Origin of the sequence: Lacihabitans sp. LS3-19 (genome assembly GCF_024343575.1) — a bacterium.
Classification (GTDB): domain Bacteria; phylum Bacteroidota; class Bacteroidia; order Cytophagales; family Spirosomataceae; genus Leadbetterella.
The window spans coordinates 418,107-430,872 of the sequence record NZ_RJUA01000127.1 but is presented as its reverse complement, the minus strand read 5'-3'; the positions used below and the strand labels follow the sequence as shown (position 1 = coordinate 430,872).

Sequence of the window (12,766 nt, the reverse complement as noted above, 5' to 3'; positions counted from 1 at the left end):
AAATCCTAAATTTGTTACATGGAAAAACCAATTTTCAACAAACGCATTTTCTGGGATGTGGTATTCGAGAATATAGATTACGACGATAAGGCCAATTTTGTGATTGAGCGTGTGTTTGAGCGTGGTGATGTGCCCGATATCAGAAATTGCTTCAAATATTATGGTGTGGATAAAGTAACTGAAGCATTACTAAACGCCAAGTTTTTGCCAGAAACTAGAATGTATTTAGCTTCAGCCGCTATTGATAGACCTTTATTTAGATGCTACACCTTGAAACGGTCGAATCCGACACCTTTTCCGTATTGATTTAACATGGTAACCATCTTAAAAACCAATTCCCAAAACCCGGACTTCATCAGTTTAGTTAAACAATTGGATGCTTATCTAGCGGTAACTGATGGTGACGAGCATGCCTTTTATGACCAATTCAATAAAATAGTAAACATCAAACATGTATTGGTTTTTTATGAAAATGACCAGCCAATTGCGTGCGGAGCCATAAAGCAGTTTGAAGGCAATACTTGGGAAATAAAGCGAATGTTTACTGTTGTACAAGCCCGAGGAAAGGGAATTGCTTCAAAAATTTTAGCTGAATTAGAAAATTGGGCAAAAGAACTTGAAGTTGAGAAATTGATTCTAGAAACTGGTAAACGCCAAACCGAAGCCATTGCACTTTATCATAAAAATGCTTATTCAGTTATAGAAAATTATGGTCAATATGTTGATGTAAAGAATAGTGTATGTTTTGAAAAGCTTGTTTAAATCACATAATTTTTTCTTAAAATATTCACAATTCCCAAATATTCTTATATTTGTAAAAACATTATGCTTGCATACCAATGGAAACTTACGCTAAGATTTTACTGATTGCTTCTCCAATTTTCTTGATTTTGGTTTTGGCCGAAAAACTATATGGCTATCTTCGGTTTAAAGATGAATTTCGAGCTATGGATACTATTTCTAGCCTTAGTTCGGGATATACAAATACATTAAAAGACGTTTTGGGTTTAAGTATTACCATTATTTCCTACAAATGGTTTTATGAACATTTTGCTTTTTTGGAGATAAAGTCTACGGTTTGGGTATATATCATAGCTTTTGTGGCTATTGATTTTTCAGGATATTGGGTACATAGACTGTCTCATCAAATCAATTTTTTCTGGAATAAACACGCCATTCACCATAGTTCTGAGGAGTTTAATTTGGCCTGTGCCTTACGTCAAAGCATTTCTTCTTTTGTCAACATTTTCACTTTTTTTCTTATTCCTGCTGCCATTTTTGGAGTTAAGCCTGAGGTTATTGCTGTAGTTGCACCTTTGCAGCTTTTTGCTCAGTTTTGGTACCATACAGTTTACATCGGCAAGCTAGGTTTTCTCGAAAAAATCATCGTTACGCCTTCGCATCACCGTGTGCATCATGCCTTAAATCCCGAATATTTAGATAAAAACCATGGCCAGATATTTATCATTTGGGATAAGCTGTTCGGTACTTTCCAGGAAGAGTTACCTAATTTGAAACCTGTTTATGGTATAACACGCCCCATGTCCACTTGGAATCCAATAAAAATAAATTTCAAGCACCTTTGGTTGTTGATACAAGACGCTTGGAGAGCTGAAAATTGGAAAGATAAACTTACGATATGGTTTAAACCCACTGGTTGGAGGCCTGAAGGTTTTGAAGAAAAATATCCCGTAGCTAAAATTTTAGATCCTTATAATTTTAACAAATACAAAACCGAATTCTCTTTAAATGCCCGTATTTGGATTTGGTTTCAATTTATTATTACGCTCGGTTTTTTGACTACTATGTTTTATTACTTCGGCAAATTTGACTTGAGCGGTTTATTGATTTATGGTCTTTTTGTAGCCTTGAATATTTACGCCTACACAGAATTGATGGACAAAAATCCTGATTTTCTACTTTTCGAAATTGCAAAAAACCTTTTCGGAATGGCCGTTGTTTTATTTACCAATTTTTGGTTGCCAATTTTCGAAATAGTACCTGTCTTGAAATTAATCTTTCTAGCATACATGATTATTTCGAGCATTGTTTCTATTTATTTTTTCAGAACCAAAGAAGTTTTAAGTTTAAATTAAACTTCAAGGTAATCCAAGTCTTTGTTATGTGTTTCTGCAATGGTAAAAGTAGAGTAAAATCCTAATGTATAGATAATTAAACCAACTATTGCGGCTGCCCAAACAACACCATTGTCGGTTTTGAATAAGCCAAACAAAGTCGTCATGCCAGCCACTGCACCTCTTACCATATTGGGTACGGTAGTGGCAGCAGTTGCTCTAAGGTTTGTGCCAAATTGCTCAGCTCCAACTGTCACAAACATGGCCCAATAACCTGTCCAGAAGCCCAGCCAAACACAAGTGACATATAGCGTAAAGGCAGATTGCATACCTCCGAAAAGATAAAACAGAACGCCGAGTAGAGACATCCCCATCATAAAACCAATGGCTTTCTTGCGTGAAGCTAACCAATGACTCAAAAAACCACTAAGAAAATCACCTGCGGAAATACCCACATAGGCCCACATAATGGCAAGTCCTGGCTCCACTTTTTCTGTAAAGCCGAATGCTTCTCCAAATTGATTGCTTAAATAAACCAATATGCCTATACAAAACCAAGTTGGTAGTCCTATTCCAATACATCTTAAGTATTTCGTAAATCTATCCCAATCCGTAAAAAACGAAAAGAAATTACCTTTTTGAATAGCTTTGTTTTGTGTGATGTTTTTATACATTCCAGACTCCAAAACACCAACTCTTAATAGTAGCAGTAGAAAGCCCATTGCACCTCCAATGAAGTATGCGATGGTCCAAGTTCCAGATAATTTTACAGTAAATGTAGCGACTACAGCTCCTAAAAGTCCAACTCCTGCAACTAGTGAGGTGCCTTTTGCTCGTAGGTGCCTTGGAAGTGCTTCTGAGACCAAAGTTATTCCAGCACCCAATTCACCTGCAAGGCCAATTCCAGCTAGAAATCTCAACCATTTATAAGTTTCGACCTTGTTTACAAAGTCCATTTGAGGAATAAATCCACAAAAAATATTGGCAAGTGAATAGGTTATAATTGACCCGAAAAGTACAGACAACCTACCTTTTTTATCGCCTAAAGTTCCCCAGAGTATTCCACCCAAAAGAAGACCAATCATTTGAATGTTTATAATTTCTGTTCCAATTGTATCCACTTCAGTTTTGTTTAGACCAAGACTTTGTAAACTTGGAATTCTGACTATTCCAAAAAGTTGTAAATCATAAATATCCACAAAATAGCCTAAAGCCGCCACGATTACGGGCATACTGAAAAGTAACTGCAAGTCAGATTTTTGTTTTTCCATGGTAGGGTTTATTCTTTTATAATAGGGTTTAAATTTTTACGCCAAATGCTAAATCACCGGCGTCGCCAAGTCCAGGTACAATATAAGATTTGGTATTTAGTTCGTCATCTATATCGCCAATCCAAAGTTTGCATTCTGGCATTCTGGCATTGATATATCTTACACCTCTTTGGCTAGCTACAACTGATACGATATGTGTTTTAGCTGGAATACCAAACCTCAACAATGCATGATAAGCCTTTTCTAAGGACTTTCCAGTGGCTAACATTGGGTCACAAATAATCAATGTTTTACCCTGCAAGCTAGGGCTACTTATATAATCCATTTCGATTTCAAAGTGTTCCTTTTTGTCATGAACGCCACGGTAAGCTCCTATAAAAGAGCTTTCAGATTTGTCAAAAAAATTGAGTAAGCCTTGGTGTAATGGCATTGCAGCACGTAAAACTGTTGCAATGATTGGGTAGTCAGTAAGTTCTTGCGTTTCTTTGACGCCTAAAGATGTATTGATTTTAGTATTTTTGAAACTTAAGGTTTTTGAAATTTCATAAGCAAAAATTTCACCTATTCTTTCCAGATTTCTCCGAAATCGCATTGCATCTTTTTGTGTTTCTTCATCCCTAAGTTCACAAAGGAAATTTTTTGCAACCGAATTTTGCTCAGCTAATACCCACATCTTATTTTTTTAGTTTAGAACAAAAATAAGAAAATACTTGAAGAAATAATTATGGAATTGAAATATTGGAAAATTTTGTGACTTGAAATGAAAGAAATGCATTTTTTCATTGTTTAAGTAAGCTGAAAAACAAAAAACCTCTGAATCTTTAAAAGAAGCAGAGGCTTAGAAATGTCAATACTTTCGTAAAAACTACACTTTGATTTCTACGTCAACACCAGCTGGAAGCTCAAGTTTCATCAAAGCATCTACAGTTTTTGGACTTGCGGAGAAGATATCAATCAATCTTTTGTAAGTACAAAGTTGGAATTGCTCTCTTGATTTTTTAGAAACGTGAGGAGAACGTAAAACTGTGAATTTTTCAACACGCGTAGGCAATGGAATTGGTCCACTTACTGTAGCTCCTGTTGATTTTACCGCTTTAACGATTTTCTCAGATGAGTTGTCAACCAACATGTGGTCGAAAGACTTTAATTTAATTCTGATTTTTTGTGACATTTGGTTCAATATTTTTTGGTGAAAAAACAGCTTGCGAAAGAACCATTTACTCCGACAAGCCAAAATTGGACTGCAAAATTAGTGTTTATTTGGTAAAAGAAAAATTTTATATGAATTTTGAAGCATAAAAATTCTGATAATGCTTTCATTTCCAAACGCCAAAATTAATTTAGGTCTAAATATCACCGAAAAACGTGCGGACGGATACCACAACATAGAATCAGTTTTTTATCCAATAGCTTGGTGCGACGCATTAGAAATGATTCCTTCAGAAAACTTTTCCTTTGCTTCTTCGGGTTTAGGAATTCCGGGAAACCAGGCCAATAATTTAATAGTGAAAGCTTTTGAACTATTAAAAAATGAAAGAAATGTAAGTTTTGAAGGGAATGTAGCCATTCATTTACACAAGGTTTTGCCAATGGGAGCGGGAATTGGTGGAGGGTCAGCTGACGGTGCTTTTGCTTTGAAAATGCTGAATGAGTTGTTCAATCTAAAACTTTCTGTTTCGCAGATGCAAGAATTCGCTTCTCGCTTAGGAAGCGATTGCCCCTTTTTTATTGAAAATACGCCTAAGTTTTGTTTTGGAAAAGGAACTGAATTTGAAAATGTCGAACTTGACTTAAAAGGCAAATATTTAGTTTTGGTAAATCCTCAAATTCATATTTCTACTGCAGAGGCTTATTCTGGGATAAAACCTCAAAAGCCAGAACTTAGTACAAAAGAAATTATAAAGAGGCCAATTTATGAATGGAAAGAGGTTTTAAAAAATGATTTTGAAGAAAAAATTATTCAGAACCATCCAAAGATTGGCCAAATTAAAGATAAATTGTATCAATTAGGAGCTCAATATGCTTCAATGACGGGTAGCGGTTCAACAGTGTTTGGGATTTTCGAGAAAGAAATTTTTGATTTAGAATCAATTTTTAAGAGATGCATAATTTGGAAAGGAGAAGCTGGATTTTGAAGTTTTAAGTTTAATTTTTCAAAATATTATTCTTTTACTTATATTAAAAATCTTTAATCCTTGAATAATCCAACCTTTTAATACTTTTTTTTGCTTTTATATCGGAATTATGAAATTTTTTTCGTTATTTCGCACCCGAAAAACTACCCTTTTTAGAGTCCTTTCTCTAAAAATATGTTTTAAAAAGACTTAAATTAACAATTATAATGAGCATGGCATCAGTTAGACCAGATGAAGTTTCGGCAATTTTGCGTGAGCAATTGGCGGGTGCAAAAACCGAAGCAGAATTAGAAGAAGTAGGTACGGTACTCCAAATAGGTGATGGAGTTGCACGTATTTATGGACTTTCAAAAGTACAACAAGGAGAACTTATCGTTTTCGAAAACGGACTAAAAGGACTTGCACTTAACCTTGAAGAAGACAACGTAGGAGCCGTATTATTAGGTGACTCGGCTGGAATCAAAGAAGGTGCAGTAGCAAAACGTACTGGAGAAATCGCCTCTGTAAAAGTAGGTGAAGGTATCATCGGACGTGTTGTTAACACCCTTGCCGAGCCAATTGATGGACACGGTCCTATTCAAGGCGAGACTTTCGAGATGCCATTGGAAAGAAAAGCACCTGGTGTTATCTATCGTCAGCCAGTTACTGAGCCTCTTCAAACAGGTATCAAGGCGATTGACGCGATGATTCCGATTGGTCGTGGTCAAAGGGAGTTGGTTATTGGTGACCGTCAAACAGGTAAAACTGCCGTTTGTATTGATACAATTATCAACCAAAAAGAATTTTTTGATAAAGGAGAGCCAGTTTATTGTATATATGTAGCTTGTGGTCAAAAGAACTCAACAGTGAAAGCTGTAGAACAAACTTTGAGACGTTACGGAGCTATGGATTACACTGTGATCGTTAACGCTGGAGCTTCTGATCCTTCACCAATGCAATTCTTTGCTCCTTTTACAGGTGCTGCTATTGGAGAGTATTTCAGAGATACTGGTCGTCCAGCTTTAGTTATATATGATGATTTGTCTAAACAAGCAGTTGCTTATCGTGAGGTATCTCTATTGCTTCGTCGTCCACCAGGTCGTGAGGCATATCCAGGAGACGTATTTTACCTTCACTCAAGATTGTTGGAGCGTGCTGCTAAAATCAACCAATCAGATAAAATTGCTCAAGCGATGAACGACCTTCCGCCTTCATTGGTAGGAAAAGTTAAAGGTGGTGGATCATTGACAGCATTGCCAATCATTGAAACTCAGGCGGGTGACGTGTCGGCATATATTCCTACAAACGTAATTTCTATTACCGACGGACAGATATTTTTGGAGTCTAACTTGTTTAACGCGGGTATCCGTCCTGCAATCAACGTGGGTATTTCGGTATCGCGAGTGGGTGGTAATGCTCAGATCAAGTCGATGAAGAAAGTTGCGGGTACATTGAAGCTTGACCAAGCCCAGTTTAGAGAGCTTGAAGCATTCTCGAAATTTGGCTCTGACTTAGATGCTGCAACCAAATTGGTAATTGAGCGTGGACGTAGAAACCAAGAGATTTTGAAACAAGGACAGTATTCGCCATCTTCGGTTGGAGATCAGGTTGCTATAATCTTTGGATCTATAAATGGTATTATGGACTTAGTACCAGTAACAAAAGTAAAAGAATACGAATCAGAGTTCTTGACGCTTTTGAGACATACAAAGCCAGAAATACTTGAAAACTTGGCCAAAGGTAAAATGGAAAAAGAAGATACAGATTATATCATATCTTTCGGAAAAGACTTGGCTAAGAAGTACGCTTAATTTTTGATAAGGGTTTTTAGTTAATCTAAAATCGCAAATCGTAAATCATAATTAGAGAAAATGGCTTCATTAAAAGAAGTAAGAAATAGAATAACCTCGGTTAACTCTACAATGCAAATTACCAAAGCCATGAAAATGGTAGCGGCTGCAAAGTTGAGAAGAGCCCAAGATCGTATTATTCAAATGCGTCCTTATGCTAAAAAGTTGAACGAACTTATAGCACAAGTTTCGCAAGGAACTGAAGTTGGAGGCTCTAGCCCATATACTCAAGTAAGAGAGGTGAATAATGTTTTGATAGTAATGGTAACATCAGATAGAGGTCTGTGTGGAGCTTTTAATTCGAACATTATCAAAACCGCTCTTACTTATATCAATGATAACTACTCTTCGCAGTTGGCAAAAGGAAATGTTTCGGTTTTGTCTTTTGGTAAAAAAGGTAGCGAGGCTTTTACAAGAAGAGGAATTAAAGTTGATAATGAGTTCACGGATATTTTCACAAGGTTAAGCTTTGACACAGCAAAAGAGGCTGCTGAAAAAGTTATGGCTGCGTATGCCGAAGGACTATATGATGAAGTAGTTGTAGTTTACAATGAGTTTAAAAACGTTGCTACTCAAATACTAAAAACGGAAAAAATTCTTCCTTTAGTAAGTGATGAAAGTAGTGACACAAAAACTGCAAATGTAGATTATATCTTTGAGCCATCTGAAGAGGAGATTATTCTTGAATTGATACCTAAAGCAATAAAATTAACAATTTTCAAAGCCATTTTAGATTCAAATGCCTCTGAGCATGGAGCTAGAATGACAGCGATGGATAAAGCCACAGAAAATGGCGGAGATCTATTAAAAGCATTGAAAATTGAATACAACCGATCGCGTCAGGCAGCTATTACCAAGGAAATCTTGGAGATTGTTGGTGGTGCAGAGGCTTTAAAAGCTTAAGGTTAAAAATAAACTTTTTGAAAAACGTCTTGATTAATTTCAAGGCGTTTTTTTTATTCCTAAAATGCTAAACAGTACCTTTGTGAAAACGAAAAATTTATGCAGATTCTAAACAGACGTCCGAGAAGAAATAGACAAACGGCCGCTATGCGAGCTTTGGTTGAAGAAAATACCTTGACATTAAATGATTTTATTTTTCCGATGTTTGTTCAAGAAGGTAGCGGAGCAAAAATTGCGATAAAATCAATGCCAGGTATTTTTAGGTTTAGTTTAGATACGCTTTTACACGAAATTGCTGAAATTCATTCATTGGGTATTAGATCGATCTGTTTATTTCCAAATTATCCCGAAGCCAAAAAAGACAAATATGGCTCTGAAAGTTTAGTAAAAGACACGCTATATTTAAAAGCATTGTCGGAAATAAAATCCAAGTTTCCAGATATAGTGCTTATGACAGATGTGGCATTGGATCCGTATAGCTCAGATGGTCATGATGGTGTGGTTGAAAATGGAAAGATTTTAAACGATGAAACTGTAGAGATTTTAACAAAAATGTCCATCGCTCAAGCAAAAGCAGGAGCTGATATTATCGGACCTTCAGACATGATGGATGGCAGAATAGGAGCGATAAGGAGAGGATTAGACAGCGAAGGTTTTACGGATGTCAGCATAATGGCTTATACAGCCAAATACGCAAGTGCATTTTATGGGCCTTTCAGAGATGCCTTAGAATCTGCTCCAAAGTTTGGCGATAAGAAAACCTACCAAATGAATCCCGCTAACGTTAAGGAGGCCATTTTAGAGGCTCAATTAGACTTTGAAGAAGGAGCCGACATTATGATGGTTAAGCCAGCATTTAGTTATTTGGATGTAATAAAAGCTTTAAAAGATAATTTTAATATTCCAATTTCAGCCTATAATGTTTCAGGGGAATATGCAATGATAAAGGCCGCCGCTCAAAACGGATGGATAGATGGTGAAAAAGCCATGATGGAAATGTTACTAAGTATGAAAAGGGCTGGAGCAGATATTATTCTGAGTTATTTCGCTAAAGAAGTGGCCGTTTTGTTGAATGAGTGAAAACCTTCTTTTTTTCAAGAAAAAACTGAAGCCCAATTTAACCAAACCCCAATCCAATTAATCGAATCAATCGTCAATCTAAAATCAAATCAATCTAAAATCGAATCAATCAACTCATCCTCCAATCGCCACTTTCTTTAATATTGCATCTATGATCTGGCGGGTATTTATTCCGTCAGCTTCAGCTTCATAGTTCAATATGATTCTGTGGTTGAATACATCGCTAACTACTGCTTTGATGTCTTCTGGTAAAACATAATCTCTTTTGTCAAAAAAAGCTAAAGCTTTTGAGGCTTTATGTATTGCAATTCCAGCTCTCGGTGAAACCCCAAATTGAATATATTTTGCCTCTTCTTTTAGCCCATATTCTTCTGGATTCCTAGTAGCAAAAACCAATTCTACAATATATCTCTCCAACATATCTGAAATCGTAATTCCGTTTATGAGTTTTTTTATTTCAAGAATGTCATTTTTCCCTAAAACAGACTTTACGGATTCTTTAAAATCTAAATCAGCGACTTTGCGTATCATTTCAAGTTCAGATTTCTTGTCAAGATAGTCGACGAAAATCTTCATCATAAATCTATCCACTTGGGCTTCTGGTAGAGGATAAGTTCCTTCTTGCTCCACAGGGTTTTGTGTGGCCATTACTAAAAATGGAGGGTCTAACTGAAAAGACTCTTCGCCAATCGTAATTTGTTTCTCGGCCATTGCCTCCAATAAAGCAGACTGAACTTTAGCTGGAGCACGGTTTACTTCGTCAGCAAGGATTAAATTTGCAAAGATTGGCCCTTTTTTTACTTCAAAATCACCCGATTTTTGATTGTAAATCATAGTCCCTATCAAGTCTGAGGGTAGCAAGTCGGGTGTAAACTGCACTCTTCTAAATCCTAAGTCTAAAACCTTGGCAAGTGTATTTACTGTTTTTGTTTTAGCTAGGCCGGGCACACCTTCTAATAGGATATGGCCATCTGTAAAAAGCCCAATTAAAAGTCTATTGATAAGATATTCTTGACCAATTACCACTTTGTGTACTTCGGTCAATACATCTTCAATTTTTTTATATAAATTATCTATTTTGTTCATCTGGGAATTCGTCTGAAACGTGAATTTAATTATAAAAATTTAAAGCATGGAGCTTTTTTCTATTTCGATTACCTATTTACACGAATCATTCTATCTTTTTCAAAAAAATCCTTAATCAATTCTACTTTGCTAAAGCCGGCATTTCGAAAAACCTCACAAGTTTCTGGGCCTAAATAGGTGTTTATTTCTACTAAAATACAGCCGTTTTGCTTTAAATGTTTCAAACCGATTTCAGCTATTTTTTTATAAAAAATCAATGGGTCATTGTCCGTAACAAAAAGTGCCAAATGTGGCTCGAAGTTCAATACATTTTGTCTAATTTCTGGTTTCTCATTTTCTTTTACATAAGGTGGATTGCTGATTATTAAATCAAATTCTGCTGTATCAAATGGATTTTCGAAATCAAGTATGCTGGCTTTTTCAAATTTTACATTTGCATTTAAGTTTGAAGTATTTTTTTGAGCTACTTTCAAAGCATTTTCAGAAATATCTATAGCGAAAACTCGTGAGTTCTCTAAAGTCAAAGCTATACTTATTGGAATACATCCGCTCCCAGTACCTAAATCTAACACTGTTTTAGGTTTTAGAGCAATCGCTAAACTCACGAGTTCTTCTGTTTCTGGTCTAGGAATTAAAACATTTTGGTCAACAAAAAAATCATGCTCAAAAAACCATGTTTTGTTTGTGATATATTGAAGAGGTTCCCAATTGTTTAGACGTTCAATATAAGTGCCCAAATCTTTCATTTCGGCCTCTTTTACAGTTTTAGAAGTAATAATATCGTTTTTCGAAATGCCCAAAAGATGATTTAATAAAAGAAATGCAATTTCCTTTGCCTCTTCTTTATCATAAACTTTTAAAGCTTCACAAATTTTTTGATATTCTGTTTTTAGGTCTAGCATAAACAAAAAAAGGAAGAGTTTTAGCTCTCCCTTTTAAATATAAAATTAGTTCTTTTACAATCTTCTAATCCAGATATTTCTGAATTGTGTTTTGTTATTGTGATCTTGAAGAGATATTACGTCCTCGCCATGAGCCGCAGGATAAAAATGCAATCCAATGTAATTTGTCAATCCAGCAATCGTGGTATTGTTTTGAACCAAAACTCCATTGTGCAAAACAGTAATTCTAGCTGGAGAATCAACTCTACCGTCTGGTTTAAATCTCACTGCAGTATAGATAACATCATAAGTATTCCATTCTAAAGGGCTACGCATAGCATTAACCAATGGAGGCACGTCTTTGTATATACTTCCAGCTTGGCCGTTGGCGTAAGTTCTGTTATTGTAAGAATCTAATATTTGAAGTTCGTATCTGTTTTGTAAGAAAAGACCACTGTTTCCTCTTCCTTGACCCGCGTTTTCTACCACATCCGGAGCACTGAATTCAATGTGAATTTGGCAATCTCCAAACTTCATTTTTGTTTGTATACCACCACTTTTAGGCACTACTTCCATGTGGTCATTGTCTACTATTTTCCAAGGTGCAGGTTTTGTAATGTCCAGTTGGCTTACCCACTGATCTAGGTTTTTACCATCAAACAATATTATTGCATCTGAAGGTGCATCTCCGAGTTTTTTAGCGGGGGTTACTACCCTCACTTCTGGATCCCAAATCTCTGTCATTTCTGGTTTCATTGGCATAGGCGAAACCGCAGGCGGTGTGCTTGGGTAAGCGTTTTGAGCAGAAGCAAAACTCCCTATGAACAATAATGACAATGCTTGAACGAATATCTGTTTTTTCATTTTCGTATGTAAGGTTATAATTATATCCAAAATTATAATAAAAATCCGTTAATTGAAATTTTAATATTTTTTCGTGGATTTTTAGTTCTTATTTTTAAAAATCAATAAATAGTTTTATTTGTTTATCTACAAACTGTCTATATGTTTCGTTGGTAAATTTACCCTCTGAAAAGTGTTGCGAAATATTACCCAATTTTATCCTTAAACCTAAAACATTGGCATTGAGATAGCTTAAAACATCGCTCAAGTGACTTAGACCTACAGCGTTTCCCAACATGCCAGAAGAAAGGCCAACCAAAGCAATTTTTTTATAGCTCAAACTGTCAGGATGCCTCAAGCCATCTATCCAAGTTTTCACCACGCCTGGGTATGAGCCATTGTACTCAGGAACTATAAAAATTATTTTGTCAAGCGTATCTAACACAGTTTGGAATTTTTGAAATTCTGGGTTTTTGCCAGCGTTTTCATATAGAGCTGTAAAAGCAAAATCTGCAGGAAGGTCTTTTAAGTTGATTTTCTCAGTTTCAAAATCTTTTTCTTCGAGTTGTTTTTGATAATATGCAGCTATTTGTTCGGAAAAAGCAAGGTTTCTATTTGTGCCAATTATGATTCCTATTTTGTTTTTTGACATTTATATTCTCA

At 35.8% G+C, this 12,766-nt stretch carries 14 protein-coding genes; 7 read left to right on the top strand and 7 right to left on the bottom strand.

From position 1 onward, the window contains the following. Positions 1–18 precede the first annotated feature (18 nt). The 3 genes from EGI22_RS22440 (at position 19) to EGI22_RS22430 (ending at position 2,096) form a co-directional block, all read left to right on the top strand. Positions 19–306 (top strand): hypothetical protein, encoded by a 288-nt coding sequence (locus EGI22_RS22440; protein WP_255070819.1) that lies wholly within the window; start codon positions 19–21, stop codon positions 304–306. 6 nt (positions 307–312) lie between these two features. Then, the gene (locus EGI22_RS22435) at positions 313–762 is read left to right on the top strand and encodes a GNAT family N-acetyltransferase (protein WP_255070817.1); all 450 of its coding nucleotides are present in this window, start codon (positions 313–315) and stop codon (positions 760–762) included. A 77-nt stretch (positions 763–839) separates the two neighbouring features. After that, positions 840–2,096, top strand: a complete 1,257-nt coding sequence (locus EGI22_RS22430; RefSeq protein WP_255070815.1) for a sterol desaturase family protein — start codon at positions 840–842, stop codon at positions 2,094–2,096. Here the strand turns inward: EGI22_RS22430 and EGI22_RS22425 are convergent. From EGI22_RS22425 to rpsJ, 3 genes are all read right to left on the bottom strand, one after another. Continuing rightward, positions 2,093–3,346 (bottom strand): MFS transporter, encoded by a 1,254-nt coding sequence (locus tag EGI22_RS22425; RefSeq protein WP_255070813.1) that lies wholly within the window; start codon positions 3,344–3,346, stop codon positions 2,093–2,095. The two genes, EGI22_RS22430 and EGI22_RS22425, sit on opposite strands and share 4 nt — an antisense overlap. A 28-nt stretch (positions 3,347–3,374) precedes the next feature. Beyond that, the gene (gene upp, locus EGI22_RS22420) at positions 3,375–4,019 is read right to left on the bottom strand and encodes a uracil phosphoribosyltransferase (RefSeq protein ID WP_255070812.1); all 645 of its coding nucleotides are present in this window, start codon (positions 4,017–4,019) and stop codon (positions 3,375–3,377) included. A gap of 192 nt (positions 4,020–4,211) precedes the next feature. After that, the gene (rpsJ, locus tag EGI22_RS22415) at positions 4,212–4,517 is read right to left on the bottom strand and encodes a 30S ribosomal protein S10 (RefSeq protein WP_255070811.1); all 306 of its coding nucleotides are present in this window, start codon (positions 4,515–4,517) and stop codon (positions 4,212–4,214) included. 139 nt (positions 4,518–4,656) lie between these two features. On the opposite strand from rpsJ, the gene ispE reads away from it, so the two are divergent. The 4 genes from ispE (at position 4,657) to hemB (ending at position 9,293) form a co-directional block, all read left to right on the top strand. Next, the gene (ispE, locus tag EGI22_RS22410; RefSeq protein WP_255070810.1) at positions 4,657–5,481 is read left to right on the top strand and encodes a 4-(cytidine 5'-diphospho)-2-C-methyl-D-erythritol kinase; all 825 of its coding nucleotides are present in this window, start codon (positions 4,657–4,659) and stop codon (positions 5,479–5,481) included. Positions 5,482–5,693: 212 nt separating this feature from the next. Beyond that, positions 5,694–7,271 carry a F0F1 ATP synthase subunit alpha gene (atpA, locus tag EGI22_RS22405; RefSeq protein WP_255070809.1) on the top strand — a complete coding sequence of 526 codons (1,578 nt, stop codon included), beginning with the start codon at positions 5,694–5,696 and terminating at the stop codon, positions 7,269–7,271. Positions 7,272–7,331: 60 nt separating this feature from the next. Then, on the top strand, positions 7,332–8,213 hold the full coding sequence (atpG, locus tag EGI22_RS22400) for an ATP synthase F1 subunit gamma (protein ID WP_255070807.1): 882 nt from the start codon (positions 7,332–7,334) through the stop codon (positions 8,211–8,213). Between the two features lie 99 nt (positions 8,214–8,312). Continuing rightward, positions 8,313–9,293: a porphobilinogen synthase gene (hemB, locus tag EGI22_RS22395; RefSeq protein WP_255070806.1), complete on the top strand. Its 981-nt coding sequence runs from the start codon at positions 8,313–8,315 to the stop codon at positions 9,291–9,293. Between the two features lie 114 nt (positions 9,294–9,407). On the opposite strand, the gene EGI22_RS22390 is transcribed toward hemB, so the two are convergent. The 4 genes from EGI22_RS22390 to EGI22_RS22375 all read right to left on the bottom strand — a co-directional run bounded on the left by EGI22_RS22390 (position 9,408) and on the right by EGI22_RS22375 (position 12,755). Then, positions 9,408–10,379 (bottom strand): MoxR family ATPase, encoded by a 972-nt coding sequence (locus EGI22_RS22390; protein WP_255070805.1) that lies wholly within the window; start codon positions 10,377–10,379, stop codon positions 9,408–9,410. Between the two features lie 68 nt (positions 10,380–10,447). After that, a complete protein-coding gene (prmC, locus tag EGI22_RS22385) occupies positions 10,448–11,281 on the bottom strand; it encodes a peptide chain release factor N(5)-glutamine methyltransferase (RefSeq protein ID WP_255070873.1) in 834 nt (277 codons plus the stop codon). Positions 11,282–11,335: 54 nt separating this feature from the next. Beyond that, positions 11,336–12,124 carry a DUF1080 domain-containing protein gene (locus EGI22_RS22380; protein WP_255070803.1) on the bottom strand — a complete coding sequence of 263 codons (789 nt, stop codon included), beginning with the start codon at positions 12,122–12,124 and terminating at the stop codon, positions 11,336–11,338. Positions 12,125–12,218: 94 nt separating this feature from the next. Next, on the bottom strand, positions 12,219–12,755 hold the full coding sequence (locus EGI22_RS22375) for an NADPH-dependent FMN reductase (RefSeq protein ID WP_255070801.1): 537 nt from the start codon (positions 12,753–12,755) through the stop codon (positions 12,219–12,221). Positions 12,756–12,766: the final 11 nt, after the last annotated feature.

Coding starts and splice junctions, on each gene's coding strand:
- atpA (WP_255070809.1), top strand. CDS start 5,694: ATGGCATCAGTTAGACCAGATGAAGTTTCGGCAATTTTGCGTGAGCAA.
- ispE (WP_255070810.1), top strand. CDS start 4,657: ATGCTTTCATTTCCAAACGCCAAAATTAATTTAGGTCTAAATATCACC.
- EGI22_RS22430 (WP_255070815.1), top strand. CDS start 840: ATGGAAACTTACGCTAAGATTTTACTGATTGCTTCTCCAATTTTCTTG.
- EGI22_RS22435 (WP_255070817.1), top strand. CDS start 313: ATGGTAACCATCTTAAAAACCAATTCCCAAAACCCGGACTTCATCAGT.
- hemB (WP_255070806.1), top strand. CDS start 8,313: ATGCAGATTCTAAACAGACGTCCGAGAAGAAATAGACAAACGGCCGCT.
- EGI22_RS22380 (WP_255070803.1), bottom strand. CDS start 12,124: ATGAAAAAACAGATATTCGTTCAAGCATTGTCATTATTGTTCATAGGG.
- EGI22_RS22390 (WP_255070805.1), bottom strand. CDS start 10,379: ATGAACAAAATAGATAATTTATATAAAAAAATTGAAGATGTATTGACC.
- EGI22_RS22440 (WP_255070819.1), top strand. CDS start 19: ATGGAAAAACCAATTTTCAACAAACGCATTTTCTGGGATGTGGTATTC.
- atpG (WP_255070807.1), top strand. CDS start 7,332: ATGGCTTCATTAAAAGAAGTAAGAAATAGAATAACCTCGGTTAACTCT.
- prmC (WP_255070873.1), bottom strand. CDS start 11,281: ATGCTAGACCTAAAAACAGAATATCAAAAAATTTGTGAAGCTTTAAAA.
- EGI22_RS22375 (WP_255070801.1), bottom strand. CDS start 12,755: ATGTCAAAAAACAAAATAGGAATCATAATTGGCACAAATAGAAACCTT.
- EGI22_RS22425 (WP_255070813.1), bottom strand. CDS start 3,346: ATGGAAAAACAAAAATCTGACTTGCAGTTACTTTTCAGTATGCCCGTA.
- upp (WP_255070812.1), bottom strand. CDS start 4,019: ATGTGGGTATTAGCTGAGCAAAATTCGGTTGCAAAAAATTTCCTTTGT.
- rpsJ (WP_255070811.1), bottom strand. CDS start 4,517: ATGTCACAAAAAATCAGAATTAAATTAAAGTCTTTCGACCACATGTTG.